This window comes from Nitratidesulfovibrio sp. (assembly GCF_040373385.1).
In the GTDB taxonomy this organism is placed as follows: Bacteria; Desulfobacterota; Desulfovibrionia; order Desulfovibrionales; family Desulfovibrionaceae; genus Cupidesulfovibrio.
Genome location: NZ_JBDXXH010000004.1, coordinates 129128 through 149216, shown reverse-complemented (window position 1 = coordinate 149216; position 20089 = coordinate 129128). Strand labels below are relative to the sequence as shown.

Annotated in this window: 15 protein-coding genes, 1 pseudogene and 2 riboswitches; of the genes and pseudogenes, 5 read left to right on the top strand and 11 right to left on the bottom strand. The window is 66.1% G+C overall.

All coding sequences use genetic code 11. The features are described from left to right. Nucleotides 1-77: 77 nt before the first annotated feature. Nucleotides 78-3287 (top strand): DEAD/DEAH box helicase, encoded by a 3210-nt coding sequence (locus ABWO17_RS08990; protein ID WP_353117727.1) that lies wholly within the window; start codon nucleotides 78-80, stop codon nucleotides 3285-3287. Between the two features lie 482 nt (nucleotides 3288-3769). Here the strand turns inward: ABWO17_RS08990 and ABWO17_RS08985 are convergent, their stop codons facing one another. Together ABWO17_RS08985 and ABWO17_RS08980 are read right to left on the bottom strand one after the other, a co-directional pair. Beyond that, nucleotides 3770-4315: a chemotaxis protein CheW gene (locus ABWO17_RS08985; RefSeq protein ID WP_353117725.1), complete on the bottom strand. Its 546-nt coding sequence runs from the start codon at nucleotides 4313-4315 to the stop codon at nucleotides 3770-3772. 7 nt (nucleotides 4316-4322) lie between these two features. Then, complete coding sequence (locus ABWO17_RS08980; protein ID WP_353117723.1) at nucleotides 4323-6071, bottom strand: HAMP domain-containing methyl-accepting chemotaxis protein; 1749 nt, start codon at nucleotides 6069-6071, stop codon at nucleotides 4323-4325. A 503-nt stretch (nucleotides 6072-6574) separates the two neighbouring features. On the opposite strand from ABWO17_RS08980, the gene ABWO17_RS08975 reads away from it, so the two are divergent. From ABWO17_RS08975 to ABWO17_RS08965, 3 genes are all read left to right on the top strand, one after another. Further along, the gene (locus ABWO17_RS08975; protein ID WP_353117721.1) at nucleotides 6575-6883 is read left to right on the top strand and encodes a helix-turn-helix domain-containing protein; all 309 of its coding nucleotides are present in this window, start codon (nucleotides 6575-6577) and stop codon (nucleotides 6881-6883) included. A 289-nt stretch (nucleotides 6884-7172) separates the two neighbouring features. Next, nucleotides 7173-8363, top strand: coding sequence for an EF-hand domain-containing protein (locus tag ABWO17_RS08970; protein WP_353117719.1), 1191 nt, complete (start codon nucleotides 7173-7175; stop codon nucleotides 8361-8363). Nucleotides 8364-8653: 290 nt separating this feature from the next. Beyond that, nucleotides 8654-9616, top strand: coding sequence for an EF-hand domain-containing protein (locus ABWO17_RS08965; RefSeq protein WP_353117717.1), 963 nt, complete (start codon nucleotides 8654-8656; stop codon nucleotides 9614-9616). A gap of 183 nt (nucleotides 9617-9799) precedes the next feature. On the opposite strand, the gene thiE is transcribed toward ABWO17_RS08965, so the two are convergent. From thiE to ABWO17_RS08920, 9 genes and pseudogenes are all read right to left on the bottom strand, one after another. Continuing rightward, nucleotides 9800-10453, bottom strand: a complete 654-nt coding sequence (gene thiE, locus ABWO17_RS08960; RefSeq protein WP_353117715.1) for a thiamine phosphate synthase — start codon at nucleotides 10451-10453, stop codon at nucleotides 9800-9802. Nucleotides 10454-10692: 239 nt separating this feature from the next. Next, nucleotides 10693-11316, bottom strand: coding sequence for a sulfur carrier protein ThiS adenylyltransferase ThiF (gene thiF, locus ABWO17_RS08955; protein WP_353117713.1), 624 nt, complete (start codon nucleotides 11314-11316; stop codon nucleotides 10693-10695). Nucleotides 11317-11431: 115 nt separating this feature from the next. Beyond that, nucleotides 11432-12676, bottom strand: coding sequence for a 2-iminoacetate synthase ThiH (gene thiH, locus ABWO17_RS08950; protein ID WP_353117711.1), 1245 nt, complete (start codon nucleotides 12674-12676; stop codon nucleotides 11432-11434). A gap of 126 nt (nucleotides 12677-12802) precedes the next feature. Then, nucleotides 12803-13594 carry a thiazole synthase gene (locus tag ABWO17_RS08945; RefSeq protein WP_353117709.1) on the bottom strand — a complete coding sequence of 264 codons (792 nt, stop codon included), beginning with the start codon at nucleotides 13592-13594 and terminating at the stop codon, nucleotides 12803-12805. Continuing rightward, on the bottom strand, nucleotides 13594-13794 hold the full coding sequence (gene thiS, locus ABWO17_RS08940) for a sulfur carrier protein ThiS (protein ID WP_353117707.1): 201 nt from the start codon (nucleotides 13792-13794) through the stop codon (nucleotides 13594-13596). The genes ABWO17_RS08945 and thiS overlap by 1 nt, the downstream gene beginning before the upstream one ends. Before the next feature lie 74 nt (nucleotides 13795-13868). Further along, nucleotides 13869-13974: riboswitch (TPP riboswitch) on the bottom strand. Nucleotides 13975-14070: 96 nt separating this feature from the next. Beyond that, nucleotides 14071-14174: riboswitch (TPP riboswitch) on the bottom strand. Between the two features lie 262 nt (nucleotides 14175-14436). Continuing rightward, on the bottom strand, nucleotides 14437-14853 hold the full coding sequence (locus tag ABWO17_RS08935) for a universal stress protein (RefSeq protein WP_353117706.1): 417 nt from the start codon (nucleotides 14851-14853) through the stop codon (nucleotides 14437-14439). Nucleotides 14854-15426: 573 nt separating this feature from the next. Next, the gene (locus ABWO17_RS08930; RefSeq protein ID WP_353117704.1) at nucleotides 15427-16629 is read right to left on the bottom strand and encodes a DMT family transporter; all 1203 of its coding nucleotides are present in this window, start codon (nucleotides 16627-16629) and stop codon (nucleotides 15427-15429) included. Further along, the gene (locus ABWO17_RS08925; RefSeq protein ID WP_353117702.1) at nucleotides 16535-17572 is read right to left on the bottom strand and encodes an AraC family transcriptional regulator; all 1038 of its coding nucleotides are present in this window, start codon (nucleotides 17570-17572) and stop codon (nucleotides 16535-16537) included. The genes ABWO17_RS08930 and ABWO17_RS08925 overlap by 95 nt, the downstream gene beginning before the upstream one ends. Before the next feature lie 232 nt (nucleotides 17573-17804). Beyond that, nucleotides 17805-18838 (bottom strand): annotated as a pseudogene (locus tag ABWO17_RS08920) (bile acid:sodium symporter family protein). Nucleotides 18839-19075: 237 nt separating this feature from the next. Between ABWO17_RS08920 and ABWO17_RS08915 the strand changes: the two are divergent. Further along, nucleotides 19076-19870, top strand: a complete 795-nt coding sequence (locus ABWO17_RS08915; RefSeq protein ID WP_353117700.1) for an AraC family transcriptional regulator — start codon at nucleotides 19076-19078, stop codon at nucleotides 19868-19870. The last annotated feature ends 219 nt before the right edge of the window (nucleotides 19871-20089 follow it).

Genomic DNA, 20089 nt, shown 5'->3' with positions numbered 1-20089 from the left:
CATTCGAAGCGCGCCCCGGCCACATCCGGCATGCGCGCCCTCCCTCCGGTTGCGACTCCAGAGGAGCACACGAGCATATGGAACTGAACGAGGAGCAATCCGTCCGTTCGCTCCTGCAGGACTTCGTCCATGATTCCATCCCGGAATACATCCTGGACGGATCGCAGGACATTCTCGCCGAAGGCGGCGTGCAGAAATTGAGCCTCAAGAAGGCCGACGGCTATTGGGAAGTTGAAGGGAGCATCCAGGGGGAGGACTTCCAGATATATTCGCCAAAGCTGTCCATCAGCCTTGGCGAAGGCACCACCACCTGCCATTGCAACTGCCCGGATTCGTTTTCCGGCGTGTGCAGGCACGTGGGTGCCACCGCCCTCAAGCTGCTGGCGTCGCTGGAAACGCGCCCCGGCGGCGAGGAACCCGCCCGGCCCAAGACCGAATGGCGGCAGAACTTTCGCGCCTTCTTCTCCACCGCCATAGAGCCGGAGGCGGGCCAGCACTACCTGATCTTCCGCTTTCACCCCGAACCGGGGCGCCTCTTGGTTTCACTGTTCCGGGGCCGCCAGAACAAGTCGGGCCTGTCCACGGTACATAATGAAATCACGCTGGAACAGGTGCTGCGCAACCCCGACTGGTGCGAGCTTTCGCCCCAGCTCGCGCAGGTGGCGCAGCAGATCGGCCAGATCGTGGACTACTACGGCCACCGCATCGAGGTGCCGGACGGTCTGCTGACCTGGTTTTTGTGGGCCATCCGCAACGAATACTACCTGTTCTGGGGCGACACCGACCAGCCCTGCCGCATCGAGCGCACCTCCATGCGCCTGAAACTGAAGCCACAACTGGCCGACGAAGGGCTGTCGTTCGACGTGATGCTGCACCGCGAGGGCAAGCAGCCGTTCTCCATCATCGGCAGCGAGGTGACCTTTCACGGCCAGATGCCGCTGTGGGTGTGCTGGAACAAGGGGTTCTACCCCGTGCACACCAGCCTCAACTCGCAACTGGTGCAGGACCTCGTCCGCCAGCCCCCGGTCATCCCGCAGGAAGACATTTCCGAATTCCTCGACCGGGTGTGGACCAAGCTGCCCACCAGCGACCTGTACGGGCAGGAAGAGTTCCTGAAGCACATGGAACCCATCTTCCAGCCGGCCACGTACAACCCCAAGCTGTTCCTGGACGAGGAAGGCAGCCTGCTGACGCTGGAAATCCAGAACATCTACGAGACGGTGCACGGCGAATTCTACCTGCCCGGCCCCAACCCGGAATTCCAGACCGGCAGCTACACCATCGACGGCCACACCTGCCTCATCCGCCGCCATCAGGAAGAAGAGGCATCGCTTACCGCGCTGCTGGCCGAAATGCGCTTTCAGCCGCGCAGCAACCGCATGTGGTTCCTGGAGCCGGAAGAGGCCATCAACTTCCTGCTCGACGCCTACCCCAAGCTGGTGGAACTGTACCGCGTGTACGGCGAAAAGGCCCTGTCGCGCTACAAGGTGCGCCTGTCGCAGCCCATCATCACGGCAAAGGTGGAAACGAGCGAGGAAGACAAGTGGTTCTCGCTCGACATCACCGTGGAATACGATGGCCAGAAGGTACCCATCGACAAGATCTGGAAGGCGTGGAGCCAGGGCAAGCGCTACGTGCAGCTGAAGGACGGCTCGTACACCAGCCTGCCCGAGGCCTGGCTGAAGCGCATCGCCCACAAGTTGCAGGCCCTTGGCCTTGACCCGGAAAAGCCGCCGCAGAAGCAGTTCCAGCAGTTCGAGGCCCCGGTGCTGGACAGCCTGCTGGACGACCTGCCCGACGCCCAGACCGACCCGTTCTGGAACAGCCTGCGCGACAAGATCCGCAACTTCCGCGAGATCAGGTCCATCGATCCGCCCAGGGGGCTTACCGCCTCGTTGCGCGGCTACCAGCAGCAGGGCCTGTCGTACCTCAACTTTTTGCGCGAATACGGGTTCGGCGGCATCCTTGCCGACGAAATGGGCCTCGGCAAGACCATCCAGACCCTGTCGTTCATCCAGCACATGGTGGAGCGCGGGGCCGTGGGGCCAAACCTGATCGTGGTGCCCACCTCGGTGCTGCCCAACTGGGACCGCGAAGCCCAGAAGTTCGTGCCCGAGCTGCGCCGCCTGATCATCTACGGCACCCGGCGCGAGGGCATGTTCCGCCGCATCGACGAATCGGACCTTGTCGTCACCACCTACGCCCTGTTGCGGCGCGACCTGGAAGAATTGCAGGAGCACGAGTTCAACTCGATCATCCTGGACGAAGCGCAGAACATCAAGAACCCCAATACCATCACGGCCCGCTCCGTGCGGCGCATCAACGCCCGCATGCGGCTGTGCCTGTCGGGCACGCCCATAGAGAACAACCTGTTCGAGCTGTGGTCGCTGTTCGAGTTCCTGATGCCGGGCTTCCTGGGTTCGCAGCACGCCTTCCAGCGGGGCATCATCAAGCCCATCAAGGACGGCGACAGCGAAACGCTGGACTACCTGCGCACGCGCGTGCGCCCGTTCATCCTGCGGCGCACCAAGTCCGAGGTGGCCAAAGACCTGCCGCCCAAGATCGAGAACACCTACTACTGCGCCCTGGCCGAAGAGCAGGCGGAACTGTACACCGCCCTTGCCCGCAAGCTGAAGGAGCAGGTGATGGCCGACGTGGACGAGAAGGGCATTGCCAGAAGCCAGATGTCCATTCTGGACGCCCTGCTGAAGCTGCGCCAGATATGCTGCCACCCGCGCCTGCTGAAGCTGGACATGCCGGGGCTGACCACCAACCTGCCCTCGGGCAAGTTCGACGCCTTCAAGGACATGATCACCGACATCGTGGAGGAAGGCCACAAGGTGCTGGTGTTCTCGCAGTTCGTGCAGATGCTGCACATCATCCGCTCGTGGCTGCAAATCAACGCCATTCCCTTCTGCTATCTGGACGGCACCAGCAAGGACCGCTTCGAGCAGGTGGACCGCTTCAACAACACGCCCGAAATCCCCATCTTCCTCATTTCGCTGAAGGCGGGCGGCACGGGCCTTAACCTGACCTCGGCCGACTACGTCATCCACTACGACCCGTGGTGGAACCCCGCCGTGGAAAGCCAGGCCACCGACCGCACGCACCGCATCGGCCAGACCCGCCAGGTGTTCAGCTACAAGCTGATCTGCGAAAACACGGTGGAAGAAAAGATCCTGAAGTTGCAGGACATGAAGCGCGGCGTGGCCGAGGCCATCATACCCGGCCAGGAGGCCTGGAAGTCGCTGACCCGCGAAGACCTGGAAATGCTGTTCGACGTATAGCTGGCCGGGCAATTGCCCCCCCCCCTCTCGTTGCAGCACCGGTTTAGCGCCCGGCTCCGGCCAGTTCCGACCAGTTCCGCCCAGTTCCGACCAGCTCCGATTCGGTACCGCCATCCGCACGACCAAGACAACGGCGCGCCTCCCACGGGAAGCGCGCCGTTTTCATCCGCCCGAAAGTGGACGAAGGCGGGGGGCATGTCCTATGCCCCCACGCCTTCGTGGCCAGCCTGTCGCCCTTGGGGGGACCCGCCATGTCGGGGAAGGTGGCGGGGCGGCGACGGGCCGCCATGCAGCGTGGGCGTTGCCGCGCCTCCGGGCACGGCGGGGGATCGCTTGGCGCGCCGCAGCACGCGGCTTGCCCACGGAGCAGTTATTGATGCGGCTCCGCCAGCCGGGCCGCACTTGTGCCCTGCCCACTCGGGCTCAGGCCACGGTACGGAGTGCCCGGCGCGGGGCGCTTCGATCGCGAAGCCGCTTCCAGCCTACCTGATGCCGTCCAGCACCGCCTTTTCGGTTTCGCCCAGCAGCAGATCAAGGTCGAGCAGCAGCAACAGCCGCCCTTCCAGCTTGCCCACGCCGCGAATGAAGTCGGACCCGCCCCCCTCGATGACGGCGGGAGGCGCCTCTACCGTGGAGGCAGGCAGGCGCAGCACCTGCGACACCGAATCCACGATGAATCCGGCCACGCGGCCTTCCATCTCCACCACCATGATGCGGGTCTTTTCGTCCGCTGGCCCGGCCAGCAGGCCGAAGCGCGCCCGCATGTCGATGACGGGGATGACCTTGCCCCGCAGGTTGATGATGCCTTCGACGAACGTGGGCGCGGCGGGCACGCGGGTGACCGGCATCATGCGGATGATCTCCTGCACCCGCAGGATGTCCACGCCGAATTCCTCTTCGCCCAGGGTGAAGGTGACGAGTTGCAGCAACCCGCCGTCTTCCTGGCCCAGCCGGAACTGGCCCGACGCACCGGATACGGCGGACGCACCAGATACGGCGGACGCAATGGTCTCGTGGGTGGTTTCCATGGCGCGCCTATGCCTGCTTCAGCTCTTCAACCAGGCGACGCAGCACCTGGGCCTGATTGGACAGCTCGGACACCGCCTTGGCCGCCTCGCGCATGGCTTGCGCCGTCTCGGCAGAGATGGTGCTGACCTGCTCCACCGCACGGTTGATCTCTTCGCTGGCGGCGGACTGCTGCTCCGACGCGGTGGCGATGCCGCGCACCTGGTCGGTGGCCGAATCCACCAGCGCCACGATTTCCTTCAGCGATGCGCCCGATTCCTGGGCCAGGCGGGTGGTTTCCTCGATGGCGCGCACCGAACGGTCCACGTTGTCCATGTTCTTCTGGGCGCCCTGCTGAATGCCCCGGATGGCGCTGCCCACTTCGCTGGTGGCCTGCATGGTCTTTTCGGCCAGCTTGCGCACCTCGTCGGCCACCACGGCAAAGCCGCGCCCGGCATCACCGGCGCGGGCCGCCTCGATGGCGGCATTCAGCGCCAGCAGGTTGGTCTGGTCGGCAATGTCGGAAATGACGTTCATGATCTGGCCAATGGCCTCGGCCTGGCGGCCCAGGTCTTCCATGTCGCGCTTCAGGTCCATGGACTGCTGCTGCACCTGCGATATTTCGCGCACCACGTTGTTCACGATGTCCGCACCCGATTCGGCCTTGTTACGGGCGTTTTCGGACGAGGTGGCGGCGGTGCCCGCGTTGCGGGCCACTTCCAGCACCGAGGCGTTCATTTCTTCCATGGAGGTGGCGGTTTCGGCCACGCGCTTGGACTGTTCTTCCGCGCCCCGGTCGGACTGTTCGATCTGCGCGGAAAGCTCTTCGGAGGCGGATGACACCACTTCCACCACGCCTTCCAGCTTCTGGGCGGCCTGGATCATGCCTTCGCGCTTGGCGTTTTCCGCCTGCTTGCGGGCTTCTTCCGCCGCTGCGGTGGCGGCCATGGCCTCGCGCTCCTTGGCCTCGGCCAGAACGGTCTTTTCGTCTGCCTCGGCTATCTTGCCCTTGAGGGTGGCCACCATGGCCTGCATGGCCTGGTACACGCCGGACAAGGGTCTGTCGGCGCGGAAGCTCACGTTCAGGTTGCCGGCGGCGATCTCTGTCGAAACACCCTGCAGATAGCCAGGGTCTTCGCCAAGCTGGTTGAGGGTGGAGCGGATCAGGAACATGGCGGCCCCCACGCCGATCAACAAGGCCATGGCAACCAGCGTGATGTTGACCTGCTGGGTAGTGGCAACGCGCTCACTGGCCGCATCGCCGGAATCCTTGGACCCCTTGTCGTTCATCTCCACGCAGCGGCGCAAGGCGGCTGCGGCGGCCGCGAACGCTGGGCGCAACTCCTTCGCATCCAGAGCCACAACCTCGTCGGTGCGGTTCTGACGCGAAAGGACTATCATCTTATCCAGTCCTTCAAGATATTTATCGAAATTTGCCGTGTACTCCCTGAACGCCGCACGTTCCTCGGGTGAAGAAATCAACTTCTCGTACGTGGTGCTGTTGGCCAGTCGCCGACCGTTGATCGCCTTCAGATTGCGTTCAATCTCTTCCATTTCGGAAGCTTCATCCGAAATCACGTGCTGCAATTGCTGCCTGCGCACCTCGCTAAGGTTTTCGCGAATATCTCCAACAACCTTTATGCTGGGTATCCAGTTCTGTGTAAGATGCATGACATCGCCAAGGATCGCACGCAACTGAACAGACGAATACCCACCAACGCTTGCAAGAAGAACAATGAGAACCGCAAAACTTGAGATCAACTTTGCTTTCAACGTCATTTCAAACCCCACAGCAGCTTCATCACAACATATCACGCGCCCCTGACACAAACTTTTGACATCCACTCAGAAAACCAAGGTCATTTCAACTCATACAAAAAAAGCAAGCATCATCGTAAAGATATCAGCAAGACATCCGATTTCTATTGTCAAAACACGCAATGAAAACGCAAACATAACCCAATAAAAGCATTCAAAATCGACACGCCTGCATAAACAAGATCAACAAATATCATTCCGTCACATCATCATACCGCACACCACATAAAAAAAGCAGGACATCTTACCTGCACAGCATGCTGCAAAACGACCGCAACACCGCCAAAAGTAAGCATGCACTTACACTCGTGCCACGTCACCATACACCGTCACAGCAACACAAAAAATAGGACACTGGATACTCGGCGCATGGGATCAAAGATGGTGTGTGATACTTATAGTCTGTAGACTTATAGTCGTCAACGCAGAACCTGAATGGATTCCCGCAGCCACCGGAGGAAACCATGCCAGGATATTCTGCTCAAGAAAAACAGCACCTTGTCGCGCTAGGAACGGCCATTCGCCAGATTCGTGAAGCACTCGGCTGGTCACAGGAACAGTTGGCCGAAAGAGTGGAACTGCACCGCACCTACATCGGCGGTGTGGAGCGGGGAGAACGCAATCTCTGCCTGCTGAACATTCTTGCCATAGCCGAGGCCATGGGAATATCGCCGGGCAGGCTCATCGACAGGGCCTTTCCCGCCAGCACCGCTGCTACAACTTCCGGCTGCCCCGATGACACGGCACCCGATGGCGGAGCGGACCAGGGCTGAGCCCACCCGCCGCGCCCGCTCCCGCCATTCCATGGAGAGCCCCCTGCGGCCTCCGCCTTGGCCATGCCCATCCTTCCGGCTGCCCTCAGGCCTTCTGGCGGGGGTACTTCCAATCAGGCCACGCCCATTGCGCCCTGCGCGCGGGGTCGGCAAATAACGCCCCCGGTACGAAACTTGCCCCTTCCCACGCAGCCCGAAGACCGGGCAAAACCTTCCGCCGCCGTTCGTGTTGCGGCTTGATACCCGGGGCCATGCCCCGGGCAGACCTGGGAGGGCAGACGGAGGACGCATGAGCATCGAGAACTACGGAGGAATCTCCAGCACCGGGTGGGACCCGTGGCACGGCAGGGGCAGAAGGATGGGCAAGGCCACTGCCCGCCTGGCCAACGCCATGATGGAGGAACTGGATGCCGACGACGACGGCAGCCTTTCCGCCACCGAGTCGCAACTGTCCGAATCGGCGTTCGCCGCACTGGACAAGAACGGCGACGGCGCCGTTACCAACCGTGAACTGCGCGCCGGTTTGCGCAGCAAACGCGACGAACTGATTGACCTGATGAACTCCGAAACCAGCGCCGAACCCGGTACGGATGAAACGCCCGCTCCCGCTGGCCCCACGGCGGAACAGGCGGCGGCCATGGCCGGACTGCTTGTGGAAAAGGGCGATGCCGACGGCGACGGCGCGCTCTCCGCCACGGAAACCGGCCTTGCGGGCGACGTGTTCACCAGCCTGGACACCGACGGCGACGGGCTGCTCTCTTCCGGCGAGCTTTCCAGCGCCGCGTTGGCGGGCACCATCGCCGCCACCCTGGACGGCAAGCTGGCCGTGCGCCTGACGGTTCCCGCCGCCCAGCAGGATGCCGACACCACCGACGCAACCGACGGGGGCACCGACACCACCGCCGCCGGGGCTACAGCCACCGACACCGCGTCCACCCAGGCGGGCACGGTTGGGGCCATGGCCTCGCGCATTGCCCAGCGCATCGTGGAAACGCTGGACGCCGATGACAGCGGCGGCCTGTCGCAGTCGGAATCGGGCCTTGACCAGGACCGCTTCGCGCAGATCGACACGGACGGCGACGGCAGCGTCACCGCCAGCGAATTCGGCGGATCGTTGCAGCAGATGCTGGACGTCATGGGCGCCCTGCACGCGCTGAGTTCCGTGGCGCGCAACAACTACGGCCGCAGGGCCTACGGCATGGCAACACGCGATGCCATGGACCGGTACGAGGGCAACATGGGCGGCCTGATGACCGCCCTGTTCGAAACCGCGCCCACCGGCAGCACGGGCACCACCACCGACTCATCCGGTGCCGTTGCCGCCACCGGCGGCTCGGCGTCGGGTGACGCGGGCACCACCACCGATGCCTCTTCCGATGCCGTGGGTGACATTGCCGACGTGCTGGCGGACGCAGCCGCCGCCGAAGCTGGTCAGACAGGCATGGGGGCCGCCACCGGGGCTGCCGAAAGCGCTGCCTAGCACGGGGCCCTGGCCTCGCACACACATCGCCTGCCGGGCGGGCTCGTTGCGGCCCATCACGCCATGCCGCCCGGCGGGTCATGCGGACAAACGCATGCCCGCCCCGCATGCTTGTCGCCCGCGCCATCATGCACATCCCCCGCGCCCCCCTTCGCACCACCCGGCAAGCTTTGCCGCTGGTGCGATTCTTGCTTCTTCGCGACCGTGCCGCATGGTGCGGCACGCTTTTCCTGCCCTCGGGCTGCGGGCGAGCACGGCGCTGCGCACATGAGGTACGATAGGAGGTACTCATGAGCATATCAGGGATAAGTTCCAGCAGTTCCACGCTACAGGAACTGCTGGCGTCCTGGGGCAGCGACCAGACGTCGCAGATTACCCAGGGGGGCACGTCGTCGCTGACCAGCCTGTTCGGCGAGTCGGACGACAGCGAAAGCACCACCCAGGCCACCGGACTGTTCAGCAACCGCGACAAGCTCATCGCCATGCTGGGCGAGGGGGACGAGGGCTCGGCCTTCGCCCAGACCGCCTCGCTGCTGGGGCAGTTGGACACGGACATCAACGGCGGGCTTTCGCTGGAGGAATCGGGGCTGGAGCAGGAGTCGTTCGACGCGCTTGACGCAGACGGCGACGGCACGGTGACCGGCTTCGAACTGGAAGACGCCCTGAACTCGGGCGTTGCCAGCATCGGTGATGACGGCACCCTCTCGGTGGATGCCTCTGCCGCGTCCGACGCCGCCACGCAGGCCTATGCATCGCTCACTGCCATGATCATGGGCCTTGCGGATTCCGACCAGAGCGGCGACCTGACCCAGGAGGAATCCGGGCTGGATGAAGATACCTTCAACCAGTTCGACCTCGACGGCGACGGCGTGATCACCGGTGACGAATTGTCCACCGCCATCGAGAACGGCGTGGCCTCTTCGTCCGATTCCAGCCTGACCGCAGCGGCTTCCAGCTCGGCGGCCAGCAGTTCATCGAGCGAAGACGAGGAAGAGGAAGAATACGACGAGTTGGACACCAACAAGGACGGCACGGTTTCCACCGAGGAACTGGCCGCCGCCATTCCCGGCTATGCCGAGGCCCTGCGCCTGGCGCGCGGCGAGAGCGGGTCCGATTCTTCCACCTCCGAACTGCGGCGGGCCATGAACGCCTACGGCAGCTCGGGCGGCTTCGATTTCGCCAGCCTGTTCTCCTCTGGCGATTCGACGACCACGTCCGCTGGTGTCTCCGGCCTGCTGGAGGAAATCGCCTGACCGGCGGCACCCTGTCTGGCGAAGCCACCGCAACGTTGCCGCGTGCAATGAACAACGCGGCGCTGCCCTTTCGGGAGCGCCGCGTTTTTGCGTGCCACATGCAGAAGGACGGAGAAAGACGGGAACAGACGGAGGCCAGGGGGGACAGTCGTCGCGCGCACGCAGTTCAGGAGTTGGAACGGGTTACCCCCGCCCAGCCCGCATGGCCGCGCGCGCGTCCGCGAAGCAGGCGGCAACATCGTCCGCGCCCACGATTTCAGAGACCAGCGCGCAGCACCGCGCGCCGTGTGCGGCCACCTGCCCGATGTTGTGCAGCTTGATGCCGCCAATGGCCACGAACGGCAGCGCAATGTTGCCCACCACCCAGTCCAGGTATTCAAAGCCCACCGGCGCGCAGACGTCCTTCTTGGTCTTTGTGGCGAAGATCGGCCCCACCCCGATGTAGTCCGCCCCGCTCGCCACGGCGGCGCGGGCCTGCTCCGGCGAATGGGTGGACAACCCGATGATGCGCCCCGGCCCCACCAACTGCCGCACCGCCTGAACGGGCAGGTCCTCCTGCCCCACGTGCACGCCGTCGGCATCGCACAGCACGGCGATGTCCACATGGTCGTTGACGATGAAGCAGGCCCCGGCCTCGCGGGTCATGCGGCGCAACTCCATGCACTCGCGCAGCATGTCCCCGGCGTGCTTGTCCTTTTCGCGGTACTGCACGATGCGCGCGCCCCCGCGCAGCATGGCGCCCACCACGTCCACGGCGGACCGCCCCCGCGACAGCCCGTCGTCGGTCAGGCAGTAGATGTCGGCTTCCGGCGTGCTGCCGGGAAGGATGCGCGGCATGGGATGCTCCTTGGGTTTGGGGAAGCTGAATATTCCTGCTTCATTAAGCCGTTAATAGCATCAAAGCCAAAAGTGCATTTTGCCGAGCACTGTCCCCCCCTAGCTTCGGCACAACCGCGTAACGCGCGCGGCGGGGTCAGAGGCAAGGAAAGCCGCGTTTCCGCGAGGGGAGCGTACTCTTTGGTACGTGACCCGAGCGGAGACGCGGCTTGACGCAGCATATGGTCCCGCCCCGCGCGTTATGCCATGAAGCCGGGGCAAGGTCCGAGTATGTGGCTAAGGACGGCATCCGCCTGCATGGCCGCCGCCATGGTCACACGCGGGGCCAGCGGCGGCAGGTCGTGGCCCACCTCGCTGGTGAAGTCGCCCACCAGCACCATGCGGTCGCCCATGCGGCGCATCTGCATGGCCGGGCCGCCCCAGCCGCCCATGCCGGAGGCGGACACCACGAAGGCGCCCATTTCCAGCGCGGCTTCCACGAACATGCGCTTGGCCTCGGGTTCGTCCAGGGCTTCCACCAGAATGTCGCAGCCCACGAACACATCGGCCACGTTGGTGGGGGTCAGGTCCACGCGCCGGGCGGTGACCACAAGGCGGGGCTCGATGACGCGCAGGCTTTCGGCAAGCGCGTCCACCTTGGACTTGCCGAGGTGGAACGGCTGATACTGCTGGCGGTTGAGATTGGAGGGTTCGACCACGTCGCGGTCGGCCACCACAAGACGGCGCAGACCGCTGCGCACCAGCATGGCGGCGCAGTTGGAGCCAAGGCCCCCTGCCCCCGCGATGCCCACGCGGGCCGCGGCCATGCGTTCAAGGTGGTCATGTTCGAGATACCGGGCAAGACCATCGGAAAGAATGCTCACGAAAGCTCCTGAAGGAGGGAATTGCGACGGCGAATGCCCACCGTGCCTGTCCCGCGCGCAGGGGCCTGTTCCGAAGAATGCTGGCAGTTCCGGGGGGATGGTGCCGTTCCGAAAATCAGGCCGTGGCGTGGGGGGCTGCCGGGGTGGGTGCCCCGGCACGTTCACCGGACGGGGTGCGTCGCGCGGCGCACGCTATCCCACACCCGTACCCGCCGTCCAGCACCGATTCCCAGTCCTTGTACACCGGCTGGTAGCCGCGCGCGGCGATGGCGCTGGCCATGGCATCGGCACTGCGCGGGTCGGAGATTTCGAACTGCGGGGTGGCGCCGTCCCCATCCCCCTGCCCGTCCGCATCCGTATGCGTGGCGTGACCGCCAACTGCGGTGCTGACCCCTGCGGACATGCGGGTGACCCCAAGGGGGATCAGGTTGTCGCGCAGGTCTGCCCGTTCGCGGGTGGAAACGGTAATGCCCGCGCTGGGCATGAAGATGCGGTAGGCCAGGATGACCTGTACCAGTTCATGGTCGGACACCGTGTGCGCGGGCTGAAAGGCCCCGGCGTGGGGGCGCAGGCGCGGCACGGAAAAGCTTACGTCCACATGGGGATAATTGCGTTGCAGCCAGTGGCCGTGCAGGGCGGTGAAAAAGGCGTCGCGCCGCCAGTCGTCCAACCCCAGCAACGCGCCAAGGCCCACGGCACGCATGCCCGCGCGGGCGGCGCGCTCCGGCGCGCCCAGACGGAAATGATAGTCGCGCTTGGGGCCTGCGGGGTGCAGTTCCGGGTACAGGGCCTCGTTGTAGGTTTCCTGGAACATGGTCATGCCCTCGATGCCCGCCTCCACCAGCAGCGCGTATTCCGCGTCCGTCAGCGAATAGACCTCCACCGACAGCGAGGGAAACAGCGGCGCCAGCAACCGCGCGGCATGGGCGATGTACTCCGGCCCGGAAACCTGCCGCGCATCGCCGGTCAGCAGCAGCAGGTGGCGCAGCCCGGTGGCGGCAATGGCCCGGCCCTCGGCCACGATTTCCTGATCCGTCAGGCGCTGACGGGGAATGTGGTTGCGCGCGTTGAAGCCGCAGTACCGGCACTGGTTGGTACAGTGGTTGGAAAGGTACAGCGGGGTGAACAACTGGATGGTGCGCCCGAAGTGACGCACCGTCAGCTCGCGGGCGCGTCGGGCCATGGCCTCCAGCTGGGTGGCCGCCGCCGGAGAAAGCAGGGTCAGCAGGTCGTGCGGCGAAAGGCGCCCCTTGCGCAGCACGCGGGCAACATCGTCCGCCGTGGCCGATTCCATCACCGCGCGCAGGGGGGCGTCCGCCACGCGGGGGGTCCATTCACGGACCACGTCGTACATGCTCATGTCCTGCTCCTTGTGCGGGAAGACGCGGGGGACGGCGGACGCGGGTAAGCCAAATCGGCCAGACAGGCCCGCAGACAGGCCGGCATTCGGGCACGCCGGGCATGTCCCGACGCCCGCCCCGGTGCGCTATTCCCCCAGAAAACCCGTCAGCGGCGACGAGGCGCTGGCCTCGCCCGTGGCTACCGGCCCCGCGCCCGAAAGGTATGCCGCGCGCCCGGCGCGTACCGCCTCTCCAAAGGCGCGGGCCATGGTCACCGGGTTGCCCGCCGTGGCGATGGCCGTGTTCACGAGGCACGCGGCAGCGCCCATCTCCATGGCCTCGCAGGCTTGCGAGGGCTTGCCGATGCCCGCGTCCACGATGACCGGCAGGTCGATTTCCTCGATGAGCACGCCGATCATCTCTGCGGTGCGCAGCCCCCGGTTGGTGCCGATGGGCGCGCCCAGCGGCATGACGGCGGCGGCCCCGGCGTTGACCAGGTCGCGCGCCACGTACAGGTCGGGGTTCATGTACGGCAGCACCACAAAGCCTTCTTTCGCCAGCGTTTCCGTGGCGCGGGCCGTGGCGTAGCCGTCCGGCAGCAGGAAGCGGCTGTCGGAAATGACCTCGATCTTGATCCAGTTGCCGCACCCGGCGGCCTGCGCCAGCCGGGCGATGCGGACGGCCTCTTCGGCCGTCCGCGCGCCGGAGGTGTTCGGCAGCAGCCGCATGTGCGGCGGAATGTGGGCCAGCACGTTGGACCTGGGGTTGGCCAGGTCCACGCGCCGCAGCGCCACGGTGATGACCTGGGAGCCCGAGGCCCCGGCCACGTCAGGGATGAGGGAGTCGGTGCCGTACTTGCCGGTGCCGATGAAGAGTCGGCTCGTCAGGGCCGTCCCTCCGATCACCAGCGTGTCGTTGTCGTGTGTGTCGTGCGTCACTAGCCCCCTCCCACGAAGTGCAGTAGTTCGAGTTCGTCTCCCTGATCGAGCCGGGTGGCCCCGTACTCCCCGGACTTCACGATGGCGCCGTTGCGCTCGACCACCACGGCCTCGGGCCGCAGGGTCATCCGCTCCAGCAACTGGAGCAGCGTCGTGCCGGTTTCGCATTCCATCTGCTGTCCGTTCACGCGTATCGTCATTGCCGTAATCTCCGCTGCCGCGACGTTCGAGAAAGCGAAGGGAGCCTGCGAATGGCAAGCTCCCCTTTTGATGCCCGAAGGCGAGGAAGCTTCCCTACGGCAGGATGACCTGCATCAGGTTCTCGGGGTCGGAAGGCTGCCCTTCCCTCTCAGCCCGTACGGGCTCCCCCAGCTTCGCGTTATGGCGCACCCACCGTGCGGCCTGTCGGCATTCGCCTGCGGCGGGCGAACAAAAAACGCCCGTCGCAGGGTGGACGGGCGTTTCCGGCATTTCGGGCGCGGTACGCTCAGCTTCCCTACGGCAGTGTGAACTGCTTCAGGTTCAGAGGGTCTGGAGGCGTGCTCCACTCTCAGCCCTACGGGCTCCCCTAGCTGAATGAGCGATCAATACCCCCGGTGCGGGGGGATGTAAAGTCACAAGTGGCGACGGCGGCGCGCCTGTGGCGCCCCGCTGCGCCGTACTGGCAAATATTGCCAATGCATCCGGCATGGTGCGCGCGAAAAAAACGTTCGCCGTTCCCGGGGCGTGTAATCGAGGCGGGCGCGACAAGCGCGCCCGCCTCCTGCAAATCATGACCAGACAGGGCGGCAGGCCGAATGCACCCGAATGCTCCCGAATGCACCCGGGCGCGCGGAACGAACCTACCGCACCACCAGCACCGAGCAGGCGGCGTGCGACACCACCTTGGAGGCCACGCTGCCCAGCAGGAACTTTTCCAGCCCAGTGCGGCCACGGCTGCCGGTGACGATCAGGTCCGCGCCTTCCTTCTTCGCCAGTTCGATGATGTTGTCGGCGGGCGAACTGCCGCCTTCCAGCACCGGGCGCAGTGCAACGCCCTTGGACTTGGCGACTTCGGCGGCCTTTTCCAGCGCCTTGGCGGCCACGGCCTTGTAATGGGTGGAAAGATCGACGGGTACGGCGATCTCGCCCATGTCCAGGGGCTGTTCGGCCACGGCAAGGGCAATCAGTTCCGCGCCGCCCTTCTGGGCGAGTTCCACCGCCTTGGCCAGGGCCTTTTCGGAAAACTGCGACGAATCTACGGCAACGAGAATCTTCATGGCTCCTCCTTTCCGATGTTCCGGCGTTCCGGTCTAAGCGGACCGCACCCCAACGGGCGGCCCGCGTGGCAGCGGAGGAAGCGTCCGTGATGCGTCAGGCGGAGTGGGTGTCGGCGGGGCCTTGTCAGGGCGAACAGTGGCGGGGCGGACAGTGGCGGAGCGGGCAGGCCGATCTTGTGACAACAAGAACAAGCGCGGACGCAAGGAGAAAGTAAACACTCTCCCTCACTCTTCGTATATGACGTGATGCCGCCAGCGGCAATGGGTTTTCGCGCTGCGCCCGCATCTTTCCGCCAAAGACCGGCGACGCCAACGTCCAGCCAACAGCGGGCCGGCATCGGAACGGCGGCGGGCCGACATCGGAACAGCGGCGGGCCGCCATCGGAACAGCAGCGAGCCGACATCGGAACAGCAGCGAGAAGGACGCACCACCGTGGCATGCCATCATGGCAATGCGATGCGTAACAGAGGGATGCACGGCGAGGGATGGTACCCGGCACCGGGCGCCATTCTTCGCCGTGCGCCGCGTCAGCACAGCCTGGGGGGCGCGTCACCCACAGCATCGGCACGGCATCAGCGCCGCGTCACGCACCAGATGCCGCACAGCACGCAGGCCACCCCGGCCAGATGCGCCCAGCCCACCGGCTCGCCCAGCAGCAACGCGGAAAAGCCCAACGCGCTCACCGGCAGCACGGCGGTGAAGGCCCCCGCCGTCCCGGCGTTGACGCGGGCAACGCCCCTGAACCAGAAGATGTACGCGGCAACGGTGATCACCGCGCCATAGTAGCCCACCAACAGCCAGCCGGTGACGTCCAGTTCCGCCACGCGGTGCGCCTGTGGCAGGGCCAGGGGCAGAAACTGCACAGCGCCGAACAGGGTGCACGCCGTGGACGCGGCCAGCGGCGACACGGGCGTGCGCAGGGTGCGCCCCAGCAGCAGGAACAGGGTTTCGCAGCACACCGCGCCCAGCACCAGCAAAAGGCCCAGGCCGTCCACCCCGGACGTGCCCGCCCCACCGGGCGCATTCGCAGCCGCCGCGCCGGAAACGGGCGCCAGCCGCAATACCAGCACACCCGCCACGCAACAGGCAATGCCCGCCAGTGTGCGCGGGCCGGGGCGTTCGCGCAGCAGCACCAGCGAGGCCAGCGCCATCACCGCAGGGGTCGTGCTGGTAACCACCCCCGCCGCCGCCGCATCCAGCCGGGCCACCCCGGCCAGCAGCAGCACGTTGAACAGCAGCGAACCGGCGGCGGCCTGCAGGAACAGCACGCCCCAGTCGCGCGCGGGCAGGCGCGGCAGGCCGCCTTCGCGCCGGTACAGCAGCGGCACGGCGATGCACGCGGCCACCAGAAAGCGCAGTTCCTGCACCAGATGCGGCGGCAACGTCAGGGAGACGAAACGCGCCGCTGCCACCGACGAACCCACGATGACCATGGCGGCGGTAAGGTCGAGATAGGCGCGCCATGCGGGACCGTGTGAAGGCGCGGCAGCGGACTGCGGCAGGCACACGGTGACGCGGGGCGTGGGTGCGGAGGCGGGGGCCGATGACGTGGGGACCGATGGCGTGAGCGCCGGGGGGGACGTGGCTGGGCACGTGACAACGGCCACGGCATCAGGCGTCGAGCACAGCGTGGCGACGGCAGGGGCGGCATCGCCAGGCGCGGCGCCCGAAGTCCGGATATCAGCGGCGTGTGACGTTGCCCCCGCCGTCTCCGGCACCGGGGCGGCAGGCGTCTGCGCCTGCCCTGCCATTCGGCGCGGTGTTTGCGTGGTCATGGGAATCCTCCGTGGAAAGGCGATTTTCCACGAAGGCTACGGCCCATGTGCCGTGCGCGTCTTGAAGCATCTTGCGGAATCTGGCCGGGGTTACCCCCACCTGCGCCCGAAAGGCGCGGGTAAGGTGGCTCTGGTCGGCAAAGCCCGTCGCTGCCGCCGCATCGGCGGGCGTGGAGCCTGCGGACAACAGTTGCCGGGCCCGGCGCACCCGCGCCTGCACCAGATAGGCGTGCGGGGGCAGCCCCACGGCGGCGGCAAAGGCGCGGGCAAGGTGGAACGGGCTGAGACAGGCCACCCCGGCCAGGTCCGCCAGCCGCACGTCGTCGGCGCAATGGGCGTCCAGATAGTCGCGGGCGCGGCGTACCGCCGCCTGTTCTCCCCCTGTACGCAGCGGGCGGGCGGCGGGCACGCGCTGGGCCGCGTGGCGGGCTATCCAGCGGGCCAGCACGGCGGAAAGGCGCGTTTCCTGCGCCAGGGTGGGCATGCAGGGTCCGGCGCGTTCCATGTCGCGGTGCAGGGCATCGATGGCCGCCGCAAGTTCCGGGTCATCCAGCACGCCGCTGGCGAAATCGGGCAACGCGCCGTGCGGCAGGCCCGCCTCTTCTCCGGCCATGCGCACGATGTCCGGGTCGAGGTAGAACATCCGGTAGGCCCAGCCCGCATCGCCAACGCCATGCCCGTCGTGCGTCTCTCCGGGGGCCACCAGGTTCACCGCGCCGCGCACGGCCACATGGTCGCGCCCCAGATAGCGAAAGCGCAAGGCCCCGCCTTCGATGACGCCCAGTGCGTAGCCCTCGTGAAAGTGCCGGGCGAACACCTGCCGCGTGTAGCGCGCCCGCAGCAGGTCCAGCCCCGGCAGGCGCGAGGCGGCTGTCCAGGTCACATCGTCCCGTGGGGCACGGGGTGCGGGCAAAGCATCGGATATGGCGGTGCGGGTACGCATATCCCTCCTGTGCGGCAGACGGCGCGGAAACGCAAGCCCCTCCGCGTGCGGGCACGCAGAGGGGCTGCAAGGGGGATGAGGCGGAGGGAGAAGGCAGGGAACATCGGCCGTCGAGGCCGATGTGGTGGGGCGGGCCACGCCGCGCGGGGTAAGTATCGCGCGGTTCTCCCCGGGTCCGTGGTCCCGCCCCGTGCCGAGGCCTTGCGGCTCCGGCAGACATCTGTACGAACGCCTATGAACGGCTGGCGGCTTCCATGGCGGCGGCAACGGGAGCTGCGGCCACAGCGGTCCCTTCCGCCCGGCCCGCCGCAGCGTCGCGCCCCTCCCGTTCCAGTTGCAGCATGGTACGGGCGTAGCGTTCGGCCAGAATGGAGCACACGAACAACTGCAACTGGTGGTAGAACATGATGGGCAGCACGATGACCCCCAGCGCCGGATGCGCGCCGAACAGCAGCCGCGCCATGGGCACGCCGGAGGCCAGGGTCTTCTTGGAGCCGCAGAACACGGCGGCGATCTCGTCGGGCTTGTCGAAACCCAGCGCGCGGGCCACCACGGTGTTCAGCGCCAGCACCACCAGCAGGATCAGGGCCGCGCCGCCGATGGTCAGGGCCAGCAGGTCCATGCCGTGGTCGCGCCACAGGCCGCCCAGCACGGAATCGCAGAACGAGTTGTAGACCAGGATCAGGATGGCCACCTTGTCGAAGGTATTCACCTTCTTCTTGTGGCGGGCCATGAAGGTGCCCAGCCACGGGCGGGCCAACTGCCCCAGCACGAAGGGCAGGAACAGCAATCCGGCGATGTTGATCATGGCGTCGGTGAGCGACAGCGCCCCGCCCTGCGCCCCGGCAGCCAGGGCGATGATGACCGGCGTCAAAAAGATGCCCAGCAGGCTGGACAGGGTGGCGTTGAAGATGGCCCCCGGCACGTTGCCGTGGGCGATGGCCGTCATGGCCACCGACGAGGAAATGGTGGACGGCAGCCGCACAGGTACAGGAAGCCCAGCATCAGGTCTGCCGGAATCAGGTCGTCGAAGGCGAAGCGGAAGCCGAACCACAACAGCGGGAATACCACGAAGGTGGTCAACTGCACCATGGTGTGCAGCTTCCAGCGGGACATGCCGTGGCGCATGCTTTCGGGTGAAATGCCCGCCCCGTGGAACAGGAAGATCAGGAATATCCCCGCGTTGCCCAGCATGTCGGCGTGCAGGGTGCCGCCGCTGGCCCCCAGACCGGGCAGCAGCGTGGCCAGGGCCACGGCGCCCAGCATGCCAGCCAGAAACCAGTCCCTGGCCATTCGTCGTGCGTACTTCGCAAACATGGTCGTCTCTCCATGAAGTCTGTGGGTAGGTGGCGGCCATTGCGCCGCCCGCACCAGACATCTAGCCGCCCGTGCGTCTTCCTGCTATCGACACGGGGACAAGATATGTCGAAAATACGCCAACGCATGGTTTCTCCCTCTCCCCCCACCCCACGCAACGCATCGCAACCACCCCACGGACCGCTCATGACCATCCCCCGCGCCATACCCGACATCGCCGCATTGCCCCGCCCGGTGTTCGCCCGTGCGGAATCGCTGTCCGCCGGGTCGTGGACCCATCCGCACAGCCATGACTGGGTGCAGTTCAGCTATGCCGTGCACGGCGTGCTGGAGGTGCGCACCCGCCAGGGCAGCCACATGGCCCCGCCGCAGCGGGCCATCTGGATACCGGCCGGTCTGCCGCACGAGGTGATGACCAGCGGCCCGGCGGAGCAGCGCAGCCTGTACATCGACCCCGTCGCGCTGTCCCCGCTGTGGGGCACCGCCCCCGACCACTGCCGGGTGGTGGAGGTGACGCCGCTGGCCCGCGAACTGGTGCTGGCCTTCACCCGGCTGCGCGCGGACTATGACGAACGCAGCGCACCGGGGCGGCTGGTGCGGGTGCTGCTGGACGAACTGGTGGCCTTGCCGGAGGCCGGACTGTCGCTGCCGCTGCCCACCGATGCCCGGCTGGCCGCCCTGTGCGAGGCCATGCTGGACGCCCCCGGCGAAGACCATTCGCTGCCGCGCCTGGCCGCGCGGGCAGGCATGAGCGACCGCACCCTGACCCGGCTGTTCCGGGCAGAGACGGGACTATCGCTGCGCGAATGGCGCCAGCGGGCGCGCATGCTGGCCGCCCTGCCGGAACTGGAGCGCGGACGCGGGGTTACCGCCGTGGCCCTGGAGATGGGCTACGATTCCACCTCGGCGTTCATCGCCGCCTTCCGCCAGTTGATGGGCCGCACGCCGGGAGAATTCTTCAGCCCTACGGCACGGGAATAGTCGCGCCCGCCAAGACTGAATGCGAAGGTCGGCGGCCTCCAACAACAAGCCCTGCCAACAAATCGAAAACGCCGGGAAGGGTACCCTTCCCGGCGTCGTTCATACGTTGGCGCCTATGCAGCTTTGTCTTCAGGGGCTGTTTCTAAAGCAGGATTTTCGTTCGTTGGCGAGGAAAACTAGCCTGCCATGAGGGAGTATACTCTTATCGTATTCGACCGA

Excerpts from the sequence above, each read along its gene's own strand:
- ABWO17_RS08925 (WP_353117702.1), bottom strand. The coding sequence starts at position 17,572 with ATGCGTACCCGCACCGCCATATCCGATGCTTTGCCCGCACCCCGTGCC.
- ABWO17_RS08965 (WP_353117717.1), top strand. The coding sequence starts at position 8,654 with ATGAGCATATCAGGGATAAGTTCCAGCAGTTCCACGCTACAGGAACTG.
- ABWO17_RS08930 (WP_353117704.1), bottom strand. The coding sequence starts at position 16,629 with ATGACCACGCAAACACCGCGCCGAATGGCAGGGCAGGCGCAGACGCCT.
- ABWO17_RS08935 (WP_353117706.1), bottom strand. The coding sequence starts at position 14,853 with ATGAAGATTCTCGTTGCCGTAGATTCGTCGCAGTTTTCCGAAAAGGCC.
- ABWO17_RS08975 (WP_353117721.1), top strand. The coding sequence starts at position 6,575 with ATGCCAGGATATTCTGCTCAAGAAAAACAGCACCTTGTCGCGCTAGGA.
- thiH (WP_353117711.1), bottom strand. The coding sequence starts at position 12,676 with ATGAGCATGTACGACGTGGTCCGTGAATGGACCCCCCGCGTGGCGGAC.
- thiE (WP_353117715.1), bottom strand. The coding sequence starts at position 10,453 with ATGCCGCGCATCCTTCCCGGCAGCACGCCGGAAGCCGACATCTACTGC.
- thiS (WP_353117707.1), bottom strand. The coding sequence starts at position 13,794 with ATGACGATACGCGTGAACGGACAGCAGATGGAATGCGAAACCGGCACG.
- ABWO17_RS08985 (WP_353117725.1), bottom strand. The coding sequence starts at position 4,315 with ATGGAAACCACCCACGAGACCATTGCGTCCGCCGTATCTGGTGCGTCC.
- ABWO17_RS08915 (WP_353117700.1), top strand. The coding sequence starts at position 19,076 with ATGACCATCCCCCGCGCCATACCCGACATCGCCGCATTGCCCCGCCCG.
- ABWO17_RS08990 (WP_353117727.1), top strand. The coding sequence starts at position 78 with ATGGAACTGAACGAGGAGCAATCCGTCCGTTCGCTCCTGCAGGACTTC.
- ABWO17_RS08980 (WP_353117723.1), bottom strand. The coding sequence starts at position 6,071 with ATGACGTTGAAAGCAAAGTTGATCTCAAGTTTTGCGGTTCTCATTGTT.
- ABWO17_RS08970 (WP_353117719.1), top strand. The coding sequence starts at position 7,173 with ATGAGCATCGAGAACTACGGAGGAATCTCCAGCACCGGGTGGGACCCG.